Below are 18,808 nucleotides of genomic sequence, written 5' to 3'. Positions count from 1 at the left end.
GGCAGTAAAAGCTGATGAAATCAGCGTAGTAGAGCCCACTCAACCACTGCGTCTTTCTCGACAATCCAAAGACAAATTGAGAGGCTAGGACTTTTGTCCCAGCCTCATAATTTTGAGAAACATTCGTAAAATCCATTTGTTTCGGTAATCCATTTCGTCCTATATGTTAGTTCCTTTCAGATAAATGTGGTGTTTATCTGAGACTAGCCTAGATGGCTTTTTCTGTCTAGCTTAATTTTACAAATTTGGTTATAATAAGATTAATTAAAAAGGGAAAGGAGTCATGCTATCAAAAACGAAGCTAAAATTGAACGTCTTTATGATAAGAGTCGTCGCGGCTTTCTTCGTGGAATCTTTAGTCGTGCTACGATTATCTTCTTGATCATCTTACTGCAGCTTGTTGTTGTGGCCATGTCTTACCTCTGGTTGCATCAATATAGGATACACCTGCAAGTTACAGAAGTAGTCCTTCGTATTCTGGCCATTATTTATCTCTTTCAAAGTGATATGGAATCAACAGCCGTCAATACTTGGCTCCTGATAGTCTTGCCTTTTCCAATTATCGGAACCTTGCTCTTGGCTTATACGAAACTTGATATAGGTTACACAGGGATGAAGCGTGCTATTCAGAGCAATATTGACCGCAGTTCTGGTATTCTGAAACAAGATAATCAGGCCCTCGAAGAGCTTAAACAGCGTCACACCAGCAACTATAACTTGGTCCAATATCTTGAAAATGTGAACGGTTCCTTTCCAGTTTATCGTCACACGAAGACGACCTATTTCCCAAGTGGTGAAGCCAAGTTTGAGGAAATGAAGAAACAGCTCCTTAAAGCAGAGAAGTACATTTTCTTGGAATATTTCATCATTGGTGAAGGTGAAATGTGGGGTGAAATCCTAGCAATCTTGAAACAAAAGGTTCAAGAAGGGGTGGAAGTTCGAGTCCTGTATGACGGTATGAATGAATTTTCAACTTTGAGTTTTGACTATAAGAAACGATTGGAAAAAATTGGCATTCAATCTCGTGTTTTTGCCTCTGTAACACCTTTCTTGTCGACCTATTACAACTATCGTGACCATAGAAAAATCTTGCTGATTGATGGTAAGGTTGCTTTTACAGGTGGGGTTAATCTAGCAGATGAGTATATCAACAAAATTGAGCGTTTTGGCCATTGGAAAGATACCGCACTTATGGTTGAGGGGCCAGCAGTCGATACTTTCTTAGTCCTCTTCCTTCAGATGTGGACTTACTCTCATGAAACACTGGATGTGACCCACTATATGGTTGAACATGAGGCCTTCGATACTCCTGGTTTTGTTGTCCCTTACGGGGATATCCCACTTGATAAAGATAAGGTAGGTGAGAATGTTTATATTGATATCCTAAACCATGCGCGTGATTTTGTTCATATCATGACACCTTATCTTATTTTAGATGGTGAGTTACTGCATGCTTTGAAGTTTGCGGCTGAGCGTGGGGTAGACGTCAGTATCATCATGCCTGGTATTCCTGATAAAAAGTCAGCTTACTACCTAGCTAAGACTTACTACCCAACACTTTTGGCATCCGGCGTAAAAATCTACGAGTACACACCTGGATTTGTTCATGCCAAGGTCTTTGTGAGTGACAATAGTAGGGCTGTTGTTGGAACGATTAATTTGGATTACCGTAGTCTTTATCACCACTTTGAGTGTGCGACCTATCTTTACAGGACGTCATCAGTGGTTGGTATTGAGGAAGATTTCCAAGCGACAATGGCCAAGTGTCATCGAGTCAGCATGACTGATGTTAAAAATCGACCATTTCACCAGAAGTGCTTGGGCTTATTGACCAGATTAGTTGCGCCATTGATGTAGTGACAAGACTTGTTATAAGAGGGTTGAGCCCTCTTTTTTTATAGTTTAAAATAAAGATAATGAAGTCGAAGGAGAAAATGATGTTAACCATTCGTCCAGCCAGCTTGTCAGATGCACAAGCTATCCAGGCCATCTATACACCCTAGTCGAGAAGACAGCTTTTACCTTTGAATATGAGGTTCCCAGTGTTCAAGAGTTTGAAAAACGCATTTGCAAGACGCTTGAAAAATACCCCTATTTAGTAGCGGAAGAGAATGGCCAAGTGCTAGGCTATGCTTATGCCTCAACCTATTATGCTCGTACAGCCTATGATTGGACCACTGAATTGTCTATTTATGTAGCCAAAGAGGCGCGTGGACAAGGGATTGGATCGGCCCTTTATACGGCCTTAGAAGAGGAGTTGCAAGCACGAGGCTACTTACGCTTTCTGGCTTGTATCGCTGTTCCGAACGAAGCGAGCATTTCCATGCATGAAAAGCGGGGCTATGTTCAAGTGGCTCATTTCCCAAAGATTGGCTATAAGTTTAACAAATGGCATGATATCGTCTGGATGCAAAAGACCATAGATGGCCCTGTCAGGAAAATACAGTAGAAACCACGCCAATTCTAAATTGCAATAGCTAATTATTCCTGCCTTTTTCATAGGCTAAAACGATACTAATAAAATTACTGAAGGAGACCGGAAAGTTGTAATGGTCTCCCCTACACGAAAGGAGCCTATATGACTCAAGAACAAAGTGCTAGACTGTTACCCCAAAAGCCCTCCAGATGGGGCAAAATTCTACTTAACCGAAAGGTTCCCATCCTCCTGTTCTTCTTACTGGAATTGGCCTTTCTTGTCTTTTCATATCTCAGCCTACAAGAGCATTTCCCATCCATTATCTTATGGGAACACTTATTGAGTGTCTTTACCTTCTTTTACTTGCTCAATCGTTCCATGGATTCTCGTTCCAAACTGTCCTGGGTGATTATCATTGCCCTCTTTCCAATTTTTGGGACGGCTCTGCTCTATTTTTCGTTAGCTGATTTGGGTGTAAGACGCTTGAAGAAACGGCTTGAGGATGCTACAGTGCAGGCATCCGACCATTTAAGCACCGATCCAGGAGTTGCTGATTATTTATCCCAAAGTGATCGCCAATTACAGAAATTAGCTTATTTTTTGGAGCATAGTCCTGCCCAGTTTCCTATCTACAGCAACACAGAGGTCACCTATTTTCCACTTGGAGATGACATGCTTCCAGCCTTGTTGGAGGATTTGAAAAGGGCGGAGCGTTATATCTTCATGGAATATTTCATTATTGACGAAGGGATCATGTGGGGTGAGATTTTAGCCATTTTAGAGGAGAAGGCCAAGGCAGGTCTGGATGTTCGTGTCATGTTTGATGGGATGAATGAGATGACTACCTTGTCCTACGATTATATCGAGCGATTGCACAAGGTTGGGATCAAAGCTCAGGCCTTCTCACCAGTCAAGCCCATTCTATCAACCTATTACAATTACCGAGACCATCGAAAGATTACAGTGATTGATGGTCAAGTTGCTTATACTGGTGGCGTTAATATCGCTGATGAGTATGTCAATAAACGAGAACGCTTTGGTCATTGGAAGGACACGGCCCTTCGCTTAGATGGTTCAGCAGTTCAAACGCTAAAAGCTCTCTTTTTGACCATGTGGACAGTGACAGGAATAGAGGATAAAACAGATATGGAGCACTATCTACAAGAACGACCTCAAAAAAGGGAGGGTCAGGGATTGGTTCTTCCTTATGGCAATTCACCGCTAACCTACCACAAGGTTGCCGAAAATGTTTATTTACATCTTCTGAATACATCTACTAATTATGTCTATATCATGACGCCTTATCTGATTTTGGATGACGAATTGGTTCGGGCCATGACCTTTGCGGCCAGACGAGGTGTGGATGTTCGTATCATTATGCCAGGAATTCCAGATAAACAGTATGCCTTTGATATTGCGACGACCTATTTTAAAGCCCTCTTGGATGCTGGCGTCCGTATTTTCCGCTATACCCCAGGCTTTGTCCATGCTAAAGTTTATGTTTCTGATGGTCAACAAGCTGTGGTAGGTACCATTAATACAGACTACCGAAGTCTCTATCAAAATTTTGAAGACGGGGTTTATCTCTATAAAAATTTGGAAGTGATTAAGATTGAACAAGATTTTGAGAAAACTCAGGCTCTTTCAGAGGAAGTGACATTGGAAAGTTTATCAAAAATGCCTTTAGCTCATCGTCTATGTGGCTATCTCTTTTCTTTGATTGGACCTTTGATGTAAAAAAGGAGGAATCATATGGATACAAAAATTCTTTTGAAATTGTTAGAAGACCAAGCTAATCCAACGAAAGTCCCAGCAATGGAAGCTTATATGAAAAATAAATTCAGCTTTCTTGGCGTTCAAAAACCAATTCTCAAAAAGATTGAAAGAGAGTTTTTTAAGCCTTTCATAAAACATCCAATTGATTGGACTTTTGTGGAAGAGTGTTGGCAGCAACCTTACCGTGAGTTTCAATATATTGCTATGGATTATCTGGATAAAAAGAAGAAGGAGCTTAGACCTGAAGATTTTCCAAAGCTAAAGGAATTGGCTCAAACCAAATCATGGTGGGACAGTATAGATCAGTTGGACCGTATCATCGGGGAGATTACTTTTCACTACCCAGAAACCAAGAATATCATGCGTCAATGGAGTCTGGATGAGGATTTTTGGTTGAGACGTATTGCCATCGACCACCAGCTTATGCGTAAAGAATTGACTGATACAAACCTCTTAGCTGAGGTTATCTGTAACAACTTTGGACAGACTGAGTTTTTCATTAACAAGGCTATCGGTTGGAGTTTGCGCAATTACTCAAAGGTAAATCCTGATTGGGTTCGGGCTTTTATTGATCAACATGCTAGTCAAATGTCATCTCTTAGCATTCGTGAGGGAAGTAAGTATTTATAGAAATCAAGAGCTTGACTCTGTCGTTCAATATGCTAGAATAGAAACATGCGATGAGTCGATTGGCTCTTTAGAGCCTTTTGCGCTGAGGAGGTCTACATTAGATTGTAACGCAGGAGCGGACCTTGAGTAGTTGTGTGAACCTGCTACTCTCATCGAAAGATGCCTCCTATCCCTTACCATTTGGTAGGGGCTTTTCTTTATTCTTGGCCTTTTAACCCTTTTCAACTGGGCTTAAACGTAGTATAATAGATTCACTAAACTAAATTGATAGAAAATTCCGAAAGAGGTTTTACTATGGGATACACAGTTGCTGTTGTCGGTGCTACAGGTGCCGTCGGTGCTCAAATGATTAAAATGTTGGAAGAATCAACACTTCCAATCGATAACATTCGCTACCTTGCGTCTGCTCGTTCTGCAGGCAAAGTCTTGCAATTTAAAGGCCAAGACGTGACCATCGAAGAAACGACTGAAGACGCATTTGAAGGTGTAGATATTGCACTTTTCTCAGCTGGTGGATCTACCTCTGCTAAATATGCACCATACGCCGTTAAAGCTGGTGCAGTAGTCGTTGATAATACATCATACTTCCGTCAAAACCCAGATGTACCATTGGTTGTACCTGAGGTCAATGCACATGCGCTTGATGCTCACAACGGTATTATTGCTTGCCCTAACTGTTCAACTATTCAAATGATGGTTGCCCTTGAGCCAGTTCGTCAAAAATGGGGCCTGGACCGTATCATCGTGTCAACTTACCAAGCCGTATCAGGTGCTGGTATGGGAGCAATCCTTGAAACACAACGTGAGTTGAAAGAAGTTTTGAATGATGGCGTTAACCCACGTGATGTCAAAGCTGAAATCTTGCCATGTGGTGGTGATAAGAAACACTATCCAATCGCCTTTAACGCCTTGGCTCAAATCGACGTCTTCACTGAAAATGACTACACTTACGAAGAAATGAAGATGACAAACGAAACTAAGAAAATCATGGAAGACGATAGCATTGCTGTATCAGCAACATGTGTGCGTATTCCAGTCTTGTCAGCTCACTCAGAGTCAGTCTACATTGAAACAAAAGAAGTGGCACCAATTGACGAAGTGAAAGCTGCTATTGCAGAATTCCCAGGTGCAGTCCTTGAAGACGACGTTGCTAACCAAGTCTACCCACAAGCCGTTAATGCTGTAGGTTCACGTGATACATTCGTCGGACGTATCCGTAAAGACTTGGATGCTGAAAAAGGTATCCACATGTGGGTTGTTTCAGATAACCTCCTTAAAGGTGCCGCTTGGAACTCAGTCCAAATCGCAGAAACACTTCACGAACGTGGTTTGGTTCGCTCAACTTCAGAATTGAAATTTGAATTGAAATAGGGAGCGAAACAGAAATCAGTAAGGATTTAGTGTTGTACTTGAATACTAAAATCATGCTGAATCCTATAAAGCAGAGAGACTTCTCTCTGTTTTTTGTTTATTGGCCATCAATTGAAACAGTCAGTCCTCATGTTTTCAGAAAATTGTCAACTTATCTGTCTGTCTGGTCAAAATTATGGTAAAATGGAAAGGATTAGAAAACGGTTGAAGGAGAATATTATGTCAATTGATCAATTAAGAGATGTCAAACTGATCACAGCCCTTATTACACCTTTCCACGAAGATGGATCAATCAATTATGATGTCCTTCCAGAATTGATTGAGCATCTTTTGGCTCACCATACAGAAGCTCTTCTTTTGGCGGGAACAACGGCTGAAAGTCCAACACTTACTCACGATGAGGAGTTGGAACTCTTTGCGGCTGTTCAGAAAATTGTTAATGGACGTGTGCCATTGATTGCTGGTGTCGGTACCAACGATACACGCGACTCAATCGAGTTTGCTAAAGAAGTTGCCAAATTTGGTGGTTTCGCAGCTGGTCTTGCTATCGTGCCTTACTACAACAAGCCATCACAAGAAGGTATGTACCAACACTTCAAAGCCATTGCGGATGCTTCTGATTTGCCAATTATCATCTACAACATCCCTGGTCGTGTGGTTGTTGAAATGGCTCCTGATACCATGCTTCGTTTGGCTGAACATCCAAATATCATTGGTGTTAAAGAATGTACCAGCCTTGCTAATATGGCCTACCTTATCGAGCACAAACCTGAAGATTTCTTGGTTTATACCGGTGAAGATGGGGATGCCTTCCACGCTATGAACCTTGGTGCTAACGGTGTCATCTCAGTAGCCTCTCATACAAACGGTGATGAGATGCATGCCATGCTTGAAGCTATTGAAAATAGTGACCTCAAGACAGCAGCAGCTATCCAACGTAAATTCATTCCTAAAGTTAACGCTCTCTTCTCAGTACCAAGCCCTGCACCTGTTAAGGCTGTTCTTAACCATCTTGGTTTCGAAGTTGGACCACTTCGTTTGCCATTGGTTGCATGTACTTCAGAAGAAGCCAAGCGTATCATCAAGGTTGTCCTTGAAGAAGATGTCGAAGCAACACGTGAGACAGTTACAGGTGTTGTTCGTCCAGATTATTAAGAAAATGAAGTTGAGCAGCTTGCTCAGCTTTTTTTAGTCGAATAGGTTAAATCTCACAAAAATCAGGGATATAGGCTCTAAAAGCAGTTTTCTATCATGAAAATTTGCTTTTTTTGATATAATTAGAGTTAGTGTGCTTAAAAAGAAAGGAAGTTTTATGAATCAACTTGAACAAAAACTTGAGCAGGATTTTGGTATTGTTTTTAGCCAAAAAGAGCTCTTAGAAACAGCATTTACCCATACCTCATATGCCAATGAGCACCGCCTCCTAAACATTTCACATAATGAACGTTTGGAATTTTTAGGAGACGCGGCTCTGCAATTAGTCATTTCCGTTTATCTTTACAATCGTTACCCTAACAAGCCAGAGGGGGAAATGTCTAAGATGCGTAGTACTATCGTTCGTGAAGAAAGTTTGGCAGGTTTTACAAAGGCTTGCGGATTCGAGCAGTATATTCGTCTTGGTAAAGGGGAAGAAAAATCCGGTGGACGTGAACGTGCCACTATCCTAGGTGACCTCTGGGAGGCCTTCCTCGGTGCCCTTTATCTGGATCAAGGCTTGCCTGCAGTTGAGAAATTCTTGAATCAGGTCATGATTCCTCAGGTTGAAAAGGGGAACTTTGACCGCGTAACAGACTATAAGACAGCCTTGCAAGAGCGTCTTCAGGTCAATGGTACGGTTGATATTACTTATACCGTTATTGATGAGTCTGGACCAGCTCATGCCAAAGAATTTACTATGCAGGTAGCTGTTGATGGTAAGGAGCTCAGCACAGGTCTTGGAAAATCTAAGAAATTAGCTGAACAGGCAGCGGCTAAGGCTGCCCTTGAACAACTAGGAAATTAAGCATGTATTTGAAATCAATTGAAATGCAGGGCTTTAAATCCTTTGCGGACAAGACGCAAGTCGTCTTTGACAAGGGAGTGACAGCCGTTGTAGGTCCAAATGGATCGGGAAAATCAAATATTACAGAAAGTCTACGCTGGGCATTGGGTGAATCATCTGCCAAGAGTTTGCGTGGAGGCAAGATGCCTGACGTTATTTTTGCAGGGACAGAGGTTCGTAAGGCTCTCAACTATGCGGAAGTGGCAGTCACTCTTGATAACAGTGATGGCTTTATCGCGGGTGCTGGTGAAACCATTCGTGTGGAGCGTCACATTTATCGAAACGGTGACAATGATTACTTGATTGATGGTCGTAAGGTTCGTCTGCGTGATATTCATGACCTCTTTATGGATACAGGCCTGGGGCGTGATTCTTTTTCCATTATTTCCCAAGGTCGTGTTGAGGCTATTTTTAATGCCAAACCTGAAGAACGCCGCGCTATTTTCGAAGAAGCAGCAGGGGTTCTCAAATATAAGACACGTAAGAAAGAAACGGAAAGCAAGCTTAATCAAACTCAGGATAATCTTGATCGTTTGGAAGATATCATCTACGAGCTAGATGGTCAGGTTAAACCCCTTGAAAAACAAGCAGCCACAGCCAAACGTTACTTGGAATTAGATGAAGAGCGTAGACAGACACAGCTTAATCTTTTGGTCCACGATATTGAAGTTGGTAAAAAAGATTTGTCCAAAACGCAAGAGGATTTGGCAGAGGTCAAGGACAAATTAACCAGTTATTATGAGAAACGTCATCGTCTAGAGTCTGAAAACCAAGAACTTAAGCAAAAACGTCATCAAATTTCAGAACAAATTTCTTCAGACCAACAAACCTTGGTGGATGTCACACGTCTTATTAGCGACTTTGAGCGTCAAATTGATCTTTATACCATGGAGAGTCAACAGCGTTCAGAGAAAAAAGAAGAAACTGAAGCTCGTCTCAGTGAGCTAGAGCATTTGAAAGCAGAGGCAAGAGCATCCCTTGATAAGGTTAATCAAGGCCAAGTTGAATTGAATGCTGAGTTGGATAGCCTTGCCAAAGAGTTGATTGCTATTCAAAAAGAACTAGAGCAATTTTCTGATGATCCAGATACACTTATTGAACGTTTACGTGAGGACTATGTTGGTCTGATGCAGGAGGAAGCCAAAGTTTCCAACAGTTTGACTCAGGTCACCCACGACATGGACAGTCAGACACAAGCGCTCGAGGCACAAGCTGAAGAATATAAACAAGCTCAAGCGGATTTACTTTCCGCTCAGGAAGTGGCTAGCGAAGCCCAAAAAGCTTATCAAGCAGCCCAAGAGAGTCTTCAAAGCCTCTTAGCTAGTTACAAAGAAAAGGCTCAGGCTTATCAAGCTCTTGATAAGGACTACCAAGAAGCTCAAAAGCAGATGTTTGACCTCATGGATTATCTTAAAAGTAAAGATGCCCGTCGTCAAAGTCTAGAATCTATCCAGAAAAATCATTCTAATTTCTATGCAGGGGTGAAGGCTGTCCTTCAAAATGCCCAATCCATTCAGGGAATTATTGGCGCAGTCAGTGAACACTTAACCTTTGACACGCGTTATCAGACTGCTCTTGAGATTGCTATGGGAGCTAGCGGGCAAAACATTATTGTTGAGGACGAAGCGGCTGCTAAGCGTTCGATTGACTACTTGAAACGAAATCGTCAGGGACGTGCGACCTTCTTGCCTTTGACCACTATTAAGCCACGTCAACTTAATGGACAATTTGCTCAAAATCTTGCCAATGCACCAGGTTTTATAGGTATGGCTTCCGATTTGGTTACCTATGAGGACCGCCTATCTAATATTTTCCAAAACCTCCTAGGGGTTACGGCAATCTTTGATACCATTGACAATGCCAATAAGGCGGCTCGAGCGGTTCGTTTTCAAGTGCGTATGGTTACTCTTGATGGCTCTGAGATTCGTCCAGGTGGTGCCTTTGCTGGTGGTACCAACAAACAAAATAATAGTCTCTTTATCAAGCCTGAACTAGATGCATTGACTGCTGAAATTAACCAGATTAAGGCTCAATTAAGTGATAGTGAAGCCAAAGTTGAATCCCTTAAGGTTAAACGTAAGGCTCTGCAGAAAGAGCTAGAAGATCTTAAGGTAGATGGTGAGAATGCTCGTCTGCAAGAGCAAAAACTAGGCTTAGAACATCAACAAGCCTTGTCAGATTTAGAGAAAAATCAAGTCTTAGTAGATAGTTTCAAACAGGATTCTCAGGGAACTGAAGGTGCAAATCTGCAAGATAAGGCTGAGCAACTTAAAGCTGAGTTAGTGCAAATTGCATCCAAGCGTGAGGCCATTAACGACCGTATTGAGGCCATTAAGGAAGATAAAGATGCTCTTGGTCAACAAAAACAGGTTCTCCTAGACAAGCAATCTGAACTTCAGTTGAAGGAACGTGACTTGCAGGCAGAATTGCGTTTTGCGAAGACAGAAAGCAATCGTCTTCAAGCTGACTTATCTGAGTTAATGAAAGAATCGGATAGTCTTAAGGCGCTCCTTAACAACCAGGTTGATGAAGACCAAACTGACCGACTTCCCCATCTGCAAGCGCAGCATAAAGAGGCTGTTCAACGTAAAGACAATTTGGAACAAGCTCTTGTCCGTGCCAAGATTCAGGTGCAAGATTACGAAGGTCAGTTGGAGGATTTGGAGGAGCGTTTGGCAAAAGCTGGCAATCGTAACGAGGATTTGATTCGTCAACAGACTCGCTTGGAAGAACGTGAAAGTCAGATTAGTCAATCACTTCGTAAGTTTGCGACTCAGTTGGCTGAAGATTATCAGATGACGCTCGAAGCAGCCAAAGGTCAGGCTAGCCCTCTTGACAATGTCGAACAAACCCGCCAGAATCTGCAAGGTCTTGAGCGTTCGATTAAAGCTTTGGGGCCAGTCAATGTGGATGCTATTGCCCAATTTGAAGAGGTTAAGCAACGTTTAGATTTCTTGAACGGCCAAAAGGATGATTTGCTCGAAGCCAAGAGTCTCCTTCTAAATACCATTAATGACATGGATGATGAAGTGAAATCACGCTTTAAAGCAACCTTTGAGGCTATCCGAGAAAGCTTTAAACAAACCTTTACGCAGATGTTCGGTGGAGGTTCAGCTGACTTGATTTTGACCTCAGACAATCTTCTAGAGGCTGGAGTTGAAATTTCTGTTCAGCCACCAGGTAAGAAAATTCAATCACTTAACCTTATGTCAGGTGGCGAGAAAGCCTTGTCAGCTTTGGCCCTTCTCTTTGCCATCATTCGTGTTAAGACTATTCCATTTGTTATCCTAGACGAAGTAGAAGCGGCTTTGGATGAAGCCAATGTTAAACGCTTCGGTGACTACCTTAATCGTTTTGACAAGTCAAGTCAATTTATCGTAGTTACCCACCGTAAGGGAACGATGTCTGCAGCAGACTCTATTTATGGAGTAACCATGCAGGAATCAGGTGTCTCGAAAATCGTTTCAGTCAAACTGAAAGACCTTGATTTAGACTAAAAATAAATTATATTTTCATGAAAGATAGTTGATAGCTTTATCACTATCTTTTTTCATAGTCTTAAAAAATTTGCAAAGACTTTCAGAAAAAAATAAAGTTTGCGCTTTCAAAATTACGCAATCGATTGCGTAAAATGGCATAACAAAGGCTATGATTAGGATTTTAGGGTTTATGAGAAAGAGGACGACTTGTCATTTCACACTGACATGTTACAATATTTAAGGAAATGTCATATGGGGATATGGTGTTTTTTGAAGTTAGTTATAGTGTATGTGTTAAGATACGATTTTCTGGACACATTTTAGGCTTCGAGTAAACAAGTCTAAGAAGTCTTCTTTCGAGCGAAAAATCCAGGCTGGGAAACCTGGATTTTTCTTTGTCTTTTTAGTTTATTGGTCACCTTTCTTAGCTTGAGATTTGGCTTGTTTGATACCAGCATTGACCAAGCCCTGCATGATAGCCCCAAAAAGGATAGCTTCAAAAATGCCTGATAGCATATTATGGATTGAGAATAATTCTGTCAAATAGTCTTTATTGTCAACTAAGAAGTGAACTAGGGGCATGCCTAAGAACATGCTAATCCCAAAGTATAAACCTGACTTAAGCCCCACGTGCTTAAGTTGTTTTTTCTCTTTCTCAGTCAGTTCTTCCTCGTCAAAAGCATTAACAGCACTTATCTTTAACTTATAAGTAAGGATGCTGCTAACTAACAGAATGATAATCAAGAGGAGGATAGGATAAATACGGGCCACAAGTTCAGGGTACTTAAAGCCTATAAGAAAGGCAATACAATTACCACAAAGTAAGGTAAAGAAAAGAACTACGAAAGCTATGTTACCCATTCGATCAACCTGTTGGCGCTTTTGTTCATCTAAAGGACCTGTGATACCATAAAAACGTTTAATTAGTTTGTCAGTGAAAGTTTCTTTAATCATGATTTACCTCTTTCTATCTTATATCTCTATTCGGATTTTCATCCCAAAAGAGACTGTTAAGATCCGTATCTAGAGCTTTAGCTAGATTAAGACAGAGCTCTAGTGTTGGGTTATATTTGTTATTTTCGATCATATTAATGGTCTGTCGGGAAACACCAATAGATTTTGCAAGTTCTAATTGCGAAAACCCTAAATTCTTTCTAAATTCCCTGACATGATTCATAATGGGCCTCCTTCTGAAAGACAAGCTAATATGTTGCTGTAAGTCGCAATTTATTAATTATGTCAACTTTATCTGACATAATTGTAGCAAATTTATATAGGTGTGTCAATTATCTTAGACATTTTTTCCGTTTTGGCATTAACTAAAGGATTCTTTGTCAGCTCTTGAAAGCTTTTTGTTTTTTTGGTAAAATTGATAGTAATTGAATAGAAGTCGTAGAGACTAGTAACCTTATGGAAATTGACAGGGATTGGAGGCCGTGGACTGGAAGCCTCCTCAAGGGAAGTTTGGCGAATTCACTCATGAAGACGACTGACGAATCAAGGTCTGGGAAACTAGATAAAAACGGATGGTACCGCGTGTCAACGCTCCGGGTTGGAGTTTTGGCATGTGGTTTTTTGTTTGCGATTCGAAATTGTTACATCAGAAAGGAATCTCATGGATTTACAAACACAATTGCAAGAGTTGAAAACCTCAACACAGGCTAAATTGGCTGAAATGCGTGGTGAACACTCTAAAGAATTACAAGAATTGCGTGTTGCAGTTTTAGGTAAAAAAGGCTCTTTGACGGATCTTTTGAAGGGACTTAAAGACCTTCCTAATGAAGAGCGCCCTAAAGTTGGTAAAATGGTCAACGAAGTTCGTGACGTTTTGACTGAAGCTTTTGACGAAGCAGCTAAAATTGTTGAAGCAGCTAAAATTCAAGCACAACTTGACTCTGAAAGTCTTGACGTAACTCTTCCAGGACGCCAAGTCAAACTCGGGAACCGTCATATTCTTAGCCAAACAGCTGAGGAAATCGAAGACATTTTCTTGGGGATGGGCTTCCAAATCGTTGATGGTTTTGAAGTTGAGACTGACTATTATAACTTTGAACGTATGAACTTGCCTAAGGACCACCCAGCGCGTGACATGCAAGATACTTTCTATATTACGGAAGAAATTTTGCTGCGTACTCACACAAGTCCTGTTCAAGCTCGTACGCTTGATAAACACGATTTTTCTAAAGGTCCACTTAAGATGATCTCACCAGGACGTGTTTTCCGTCGTGATACAGATGATGCTACTCACAGTCACCAGTTCCACCAAATCGAAGGTTTGGTCGTTGGTAAAAACATCTCAATGGGTGATCTTAAGGGAACGCTTGAGATGATTATCCAAAAAATGTTTGGTGCAGAACGTCAAATCCGTTTGCGTCCTTCTTACTTCCCATTCACTGAGCCTTCAGTTGAGGTTGACGTGTCATGCTTCAAGTGTGGTGGTAAAGGATGTAACGTATGTAAAAAGACAGGTTGGATTGAGATCCTTGGTGCTGGTATGGTTCACCCACAAGTGCTTGAGATGTCAGGTGTTGATTCTGAAGAATATTCAGGTTTCGCCTTTGGTCTTGGTCAAGAACGTATTGCCATGCTTCGCTATGGTATCAACGACATCCGTGGTTTCTATCAAGGGGATGTTCGTTTCTCAGAACAGTTTAAATAAGGTTTAGGAGGTTGTCATGTCAGTAGTTATTCGTAAGGTTCTTCCGGAAGAAGTAGCAGAATTAAAAGTTATCTCCGAAGATACCTTTAGAGAGACTTTTGCTCATGATAATACCGAGGCCCAGTTGCAAGGTTACTTCGACACCGCACTTTCTGAAGAAGTTCTCTTAGATGAAATCACTCATGAAGAATCGCGCTACTTTTTCATTCTCGTTGATGGTGAAAGGGCTGGTTTTCTAAAAACTAATGTCGGATTTGCCCAAACAGAGCAGCACCTAGACAATGCCTTTGAAATTCAGCGTATTTATATCAGTCAGGCCTTTCAAGGCATGGGTTTGGGTAAGCAACTCTTTGAATTTGCATTGCAGGAAGCCCGTGATCTAGGTGGTGATTGGGCCTGGTTGGGTGTTTGGGAAAGAAATTTCAAAGCACAGATTTTTTACGATAAATATGGCTTTGAAAAATTTGCAGAACACAATTTTCCGGTCGGTGATGGTAAAGTGGACTGCGATTGGTTACTTAAATTAAAACTATAAACCTATTATTAAGTTGATAGAGAGGAGTTTATAGGGCGATTAAACGTGTCAGTTCGTCTTCCTCTTATATCAGCTATACATATTCCTATATTACAGAAAGGATTTGAATACGACCTCAAAGTTCGAGATTTAGATAAGTCGCTACTGAAATTAGGATTTCAGGCGACTTCCTAAAATCTTGTCACTTTGGTCCTTGCTCTGCAAGGACATGGTCTTAATATCATAATTATGCTAGTTAGTTATAAATGGTTAAAAGAGTTGGTTGATGTGGATGTTACCACTGCTGAACTCGCTGAAAAAATGTCGACGACAGGTATTGAAGTGGAAGGTGTTGAAACACCTGCTGAAGGCTTGTCTAAATTGGTTGTTGGTCATGTCTTGTCATGTGAAGATGTGCCTGAAACACACTTGCACTTGTGTCAAGTAGATACAGGAGATGCTGAAGGTCCACGTCAAATTGTTTGTGGAGCTCCAAATGTCACTGCTGGAATCAAGGTCATTGTTGCCATTCCTGGTGCACGCATTGCGGATAATTACAAAATTAAAAAAGGGAAGATTCGAGGCATGGAATCTCTCGGTATGATCTGTTCTTTGGCAGAACTTGGACTTCCGGATAGCATTATTCCTAAGGAATTTGCAGATGGAATCCAAATTTTGCCTGAAGATGCTGTACCTGGAGATAGCATTTTCCCATATCTCGACCTTGATGATGAAATCATCGAATTGTCAATCACACCTAACCGTGCTGATGCTCTTTCTATGCGTGGTGTGGCCCATGAAGTCGCTGCAATCTATGGTAAATCTGTTCACTTCCCAGAAAAAACAGTCACAGAAGACAGCAAGCCAGCTTCTGATAAGATTTCAGTAGCTATCGAAAGCGATAAAGTGGCTACTTATGCTAGCCGTGTGGTTGAGAATGTTACTGTTCAACCAAGTCCACAATGGTTACAAAACATTCTTATGAATGCTGGTATCCGTCCAATCAACAATGTGGTAGATGTGACAAACTATGTTCTTCTTTACTTTGGACAACCAATGCATGCCTTTGATTTGGACAAATTTGAAGATTCACGAATCGTTGCCCGTGATGCCCGTGAGGGTGAAAAATTGGTGACTCTCGATGGTGAAGAACGTGAATTGACTACTGAAGATATTGTTATTACAGTTGCTGACAAACCAGTTGCCCTAGCAGGTGTTATGGGTGGCGCTTCAACTGAAATTGACAACAATTCTAAAAATGTTGTTCTCGAAGCTGCTGTATTTGATGGTAAATCAATTCGTAAGACAAGTAGTCGCCTCAACCTTCGTTCAGAATCATCATCACGTTTTGAAAAAGGTATCAATAACGATACTGTCCTTGAAGCGCTTGATTTTGCTGCAGCAATGTTGCAAGAATTGGCAAATGGAACGGTGCTTGCAGGCCGTGTTCAAGCGGGATCAGTTGATACAGAGCCAGTTCAAGTTTCTACAAGTCTTGACTATGTGAATGTTCGCCTTGGTACAGAATTGACTTTTGCAGATATTGAAGATGTCTTTGCGAAACTTGGTTTTGGATTGACAGGTGATGCCGATAAATTCACAGTATCTGTACCACGTCGTCGTTGGGATATCAGTATCCAAGCAGACCTGGTTGAGGAAATTGCACGTATCTACGGCTATGAAAAATTGCCTACGACACTTCCAGAAGCAGCAGGAACGGCCGGTGAATTGACTGAAACACAAGCACTTCGCCGTAAGGTTCGTAGCATTGCTGAAGGTGCTGGATTGACTGAAATCATCTCATATGCTTTGACAACACCTGAAAAAGCCGTTGAATTTGCTGCGACACCAAGTAATTTGACTGAGTTGATGTGGCCAATGACTGTTGACCGTTCAGCTCTCCGTCAGAATATGGTTTCTGGCATGCTTGATACTGTTGCTTACAATGTTAACCGTAAGAATAGTAACGTTGCTATTTACGAAATCGGTAAGGTCTTTGAACAAAAGGGTAATCCAAAAGAGGAATTGCCAAATGAAATCAATACCTTTGCCTTCGCTATTTCTGGTCTTGTAGCTGAAAAAGATTTCCAAACCAAAGCAACGCCAGTTGATTTCTTCTATGCCAAAGGTATTGTTGAAGCACTCTTTGATAAACTTGAAGTTTCAGTTGACTATGTACCAACAAAAGACCTAGCAAGCATGCACCCAGGTCGTACAGCTGCTATTGTCCTTGATGGTCAAACTATTGGATTCCTTGGTCAAGTACACCCTCAAACCGCTAAGAACTACGGTATTCCAGAAACTTATGTGGCTGAAATTAATCTTAACGCTGTAGAGGAAGCCTTGCAACCCGATCAACCATTTGTTGAAATCACAAAATTCCCTGCAGTATCACGTGATATCGCCCTTCTTCTTAAGGCTGACATCACCCATCAAGAAGTTCTGGATGCTATTAACTCTGCTGGAGTGAAACGCTTGGTTGCCGTTAAACTCTTTGACGTTTATGCAGGTGAAAAACTTGGTTCAGGAATGAAATCAATGGCTTATAGCCTTACCTTCCAAAATCCAAATGACAACCTTACAGACGAAGAAGTTGCCAAATACATGGAAAAAATTACTAAAGCTCTCACTGAAAAGGTCGAAGCAGAAGTACGTTAATCATTAGAAAATCCATCTGAGAAGATGGATTTTTAAGTGATTAGACGATATTACATAAAGGAGATAATTTGTTTTTAGAGTTCTTTGACGGGGTATGGGGACATTACACTTTTGAATCTGATAAAGTCAATGTACTGATTGATGGACTACCCAGTTTTGCTTATCCCTTGGGGCAAGTAATATTTGTATTATTAGTCTACAGGTTACTTGTTCATCAATGTTTTAAAAAATTTTTAACCATGTCACCTCAGGATATTTGGACTTGGCATAAAGAAACGTTCTGCAAAAGTAAATTATCTTTCATTGCCATCCCAATAGTTTATCTGTTTGTTTTCGGAATGACCTATGTTTTGGTTGAGGATGTTTTGACTACATTCACTATTTACAAAGACTATAGAGGCCCTATAGCTAAAACCATTGATGGAAAAGTTGAACAAATAGATATTAGTCATGTTGGGACAAAAACGAGTAGTGCTAGGATTAATGCTCACTTTGTAAGCTCTGACGGGCAGACTTATGACATTCACCTGATAAACGGTGACAAGAGAATCGCTAATTATATGCGGCATCATGAGTCAGATTCCTATACTGCAACGCTTTCCTTTGATAAACATGGTAAACCAGTTTATATTTCTAAATTCTGGGAATAAGCAGTCTGGATAGCTCTTTCAGGGATTTGCACTTGACAAATATGTAAATTCTCTGCATAATAAAAGAAAAAAACTTGAAAAGAGGGTAGCCATGCAAATTATAAAACGTAATGGTCAAGTTGCTGAATTTGATCCTGATAAAATCTACCAAGCCATCTTAAAAGCAGCCCAGACTGTGTATGTTATTGATGATGCTTGGCGCCAAAACCTAGCTCAAGTAACTCGTAAAGTAGTGCTTGATCTTCAAGACGCCCAAGTGGAACGCCCAACCATTAACATGATTCAGTCACTGGTTGAAAATCGTCTTATGGAAGCTGGTTTTATCAATATTGCTGAACATTATATTTCATATCGCTTACAACGTGATTTGGAGCGTAACGGTTATGGAGACAAGGTGATTGTCCATCTTCGCTTTGAACAGACTAAATAAACAAAGGCCATCAAGCGATGGCTTTTGTTGTGTCTAATTATGTGACTTTAAGTCCGTTTCGCTCCGAAGGTGCGAAACAGATAAACCACCCGCTATGCGGGTGCGCATTGAAGGTTATACCGTCATAACAAAAAACTCCAAACGAGTTACAATATAGGTGTTCAAGCCAATTGTAAAACGAAAG

Annotated in this window: 14 protein-coding genes and 1 pseudogene; 13 read left to right on the top strand and 2 right to left on the bottom strand. The window is 41.0% G+C overall.

Going from position 1 to position 18,808, the window contains the following annotated elements; genetic code table 11:
• The first annotated feature begins 306 nt into the window (after positions 1–306).
• From cls (AX662_RS00480) to smc, 8 genes and pseudogenes are all read left to right on the top strand, one after another.
• Positions 307–1,857, top strand: a complete 1,551-nt coding sequence (cls, locus tag AX662_RS00480; RefSeq protein WP_172855714.1) for a cardiolipin synthase — start codon at positions 307–309, stop codon at positions 1,855–1,857.
• Between the two features lie 80 nt (positions 1,858–1,937).
• A pseudogene (locus AX662_RS00475) lies at positions 1,938–2,449 on the top strand (GNAT family N-acetyltransferase).
• A gap of 129 nt (positions 2,450–2,578) precedes the next feature.
• Positions 2,579–4,153 carry a cardiolipin synthase gene (cls, locus tag AX662_RS00470; protein ID WP_060971287.1) on the top strand — a complete coding sequence of 525 codons (1,575 nt, stop codon included), beginning with the start codon at positions 2,579–2,581 and terminating at the stop codon, positions 4,151–4,153.
• A gap of 15 nt (positions 4,154–4,168) precedes the next feature.
• Positions 4,169–4,822, top strand: a complete 654-nt coding sequence (locus tag AX662_RS00465; RefSeq protein ID WP_002885253.1) for a DNA alkylation repair protein — start codon at positions 4,169–4,171, stop codon at positions 4,820–4,822.
• Between the two features lie 294 nt (positions 4,823–5,116).
• Positions 5,117–6,193 (top strand): aspartate-semialdehyde dehydrogenase, encoded by a 1,077-nt coding sequence (locus AX662_RS00460; protein WP_003093217.1) that lies wholly within the window; start codon positions 5,117–5,119, stop codon positions 6,191–6,193.
• 219 nt (positions 6,194–6,412) lie between these two features.
• The gene (dapA, locus tag AX662_RS00455; protein WP_038676217.1) at positions 6,413–7,348 is read left to right on the top strand and encodes a 4-hydroxy-tetrahydrodipicolinate synthase; all 936 of its coding nucleotides are present in this window, start codon (positions 6,413–6,415) and stop codon (positions 7,346–7,348) included.
• Between the two features lie 157 nt (positions 7,349–7,505).
• Positions 7,506–8,195, top strand: a complete 690-nt coding sequence (gene rnc / locus AX662_RS00450; protein ID WP_048675450.1) for a ribonuclease III — start codon at positions 7,506–7,508, stop codon at positions 8,193–8,195.
• Positions 8,196–8,197: 2 nt separating this feature from the next.
• Positions 8,198–11,731, top strand: a complete 3,534-nt coding sequence (gene smc, locus AX662_RS00445) for a chromosome segregation protein SMC (protein WP_060971286.1) — start codon at positions 8,198–8,200, stop codon at positions 11,729–11,731.
• Between the two features lie 390 nt (positions 11,732–12,121).
• On the opposite strand, the gene AX662_RS00440 is transcribed toward smc, so the two are convergent.
• Together AX662_RS00440 and AX662_RS00435 are read right to left on the bottom strand one after the other, a co-directional pair.
• A complete protein-coding gene (locus tag AX662_RS00440; RefSeq protein ID WP_060971285.1) occupies positions 12,122–12,667 on the bottom strand; it encodes a DUF3278 domain-containing protein in 546 nt (181 codons plus the stop codon).
• A gap of 13 nt (positions 12,668–12,680) precedes the next feature.
• Positions 12,681–12,890, bottom strand: a complete 210-nt coding sequence (locus AX662_RS00435; protein ID WP_060971284.1) for a helix-turn-helix transcriptional regulator — start codon at positions 12,888–12,890, stop codon at positions 12,681–12,683.
• 438 nt (positions 12,891–13,328) lie between these two features.
• Here AX662_RS00435 and pheS point away from each other — a divergent pair, with 438 nt between their 5' ends.
• From pheS to AX662_RS00410, 5 genes are all read left to right on the top strand, one after another.
• Positions 13,329–14,372: a phenylalanine--tRNA ligase subunit alpha gene (gene pheS / locus AX662_RS00430; protein WP_014633009.1), complete on the top strand. Its 1,044-nt coding sequence runs from the start codon at positions 13,329–13,331 to the stop codon at positions 14,370–14,372.
• 16 nt (positions 14,373–14,388) lie between these two features.
• Positions 14,389–14,907 carry a GNAT family N-acetyltransferase gene (locus tag AX662_RS00425; RefSeq protein WP_060971283.1) on the top strand — a complete coding sequence of 173 codons (519 nt, stop codon included), beginning with the start codon at positions 14,389–14,391 and terminating at the stop codon, positions 14,905–14,907.
• 222 nt (positions 14,908–15,129) lie between these two features.
• The gene (pheT, locus tag AX662_RS00420; protein WP_338419675.1) at positions 15,130–17,544 is read left to right on the top strand and encodes a phenylalanine--tRNA ligase subunit beta; all 2,415 of its coding nucleotides are present in this window, start codon (positions 15,130–15,132) and stop codon (positions 17,542–17,544) included.
• A 68-nt stretch (positions 17,545–17,612) separates the two neighbouring features.
• On the top strand, positions 17,613–18,194 hold the full coding sequence (locus AX662_RS00415) for a hypothetical protein (RefSeq protein ID WP_060971281.1): 582 nt from the start codon (positions 17,613–17,615) through the stop codon (positions 18,192–18,194).
• A 91-nt stretch (positions 18,195–18,285) separates the two neighbouring features.
• A complete protein-coding gene (locus tag AX662_RS00410; protein WP_002887879.1) occupies positions 18,286–18,624 on the top strand; it encodes an ATP cone domain-containing protein in 339 nt (112 codons plus the stop codon).
• The last annotated feature ends 184 nt before the right edge of the window (positions 18,625–18,808 follow it).

The sequence above is a fragment of the Streptococcus sp. CCH5-D3 genome, assembly GCF_001556435.1.
Classification (GTDB): domain Bacteria; phylum Bacillota; class Bacilli; order Lactobacillales; family Streptococcaceae; genus Streptococcus.
The sequence above is the reverse complement of the archived record's forward strand: the minus strand, read 5'-3'. Positions and strand labels throughout refer to the sequence as shown.

Bases quoted from the DNA above. Each gene is read 5' to 3' on its own strand.
- cls (WP_060971287.1), top strand. From the start codon at position 2,579: ATGACTCAAGAACAAAGTGCTAGACTGTTACCCCAAAAGCCCTCCAGA.
- AX662_RS00465 (WP_002885253.1), top strand. From the start codon at position 4,169: ATGGATACAAAAATTCTTTTGAAATTGTTAGAAGACCAAGCTAATCCA.
- AX662_RS00460 (WP_003093217.1), top strand. From the start codon at position 5,117: ATGGGATACACAGTTGCTGTTGTCGGTGCTACAGGTGCCGTCGGTGCT.
- dapA (WP_038676217.1), top strand. From the start codon at position 6,413: ATGTCAATTGATCAATTAAGAGATGTCAAACTGATCACAGCCCTTATT.
- rnc (WP_048675450.1), top strand. From the start codon at position 7,506: ATGAATCAACTTGAACAAAAACTTGAGCAGGATTTTGGTATTGTTTTT.
- smc (WP_060971286.1), top strand. From the start codon at position 8,198: ATGTATTTGAAATCAATTGAAATGCAGGGCTTTAAATCCTTTGCGGAC.
- AX662_RS00440 (WP_060971285.1), bottom strand. From the start codon at position 12,667: ATGATTAAAGAAACTTTCACTGACAAACTAATTAAACGTTTTTATGGT.
- AX662_RS00435 (WP_060971284.1), bottom strand. From the start codon at position 12,890: ATGAATCATGTCAGGGAATTTAGAAAGAATTTAGGGTTTTCGCAATTA.
- pheS (WP_014633009.1), top strand. From the start codon at position 13,329: ATGGATTTACAAACACAATTGCAAGAGTTGAAAACCTCAACACAGGCT.
- AX662_RS00425 (WP_060971283.1), top strand. From the start codon at position 14,389: ATGTCAGTAGTTATTCGTAAGGTTCTTCCGGAAGAAGTAGCAGAATTA.
- AX662_RS00410 (WP_002887879.1), top strand. From the start codon at position 18,286: ATGCAAATTATAAAACGTAATGGTCAAGTTGCTGAATTTGATCCTGAT.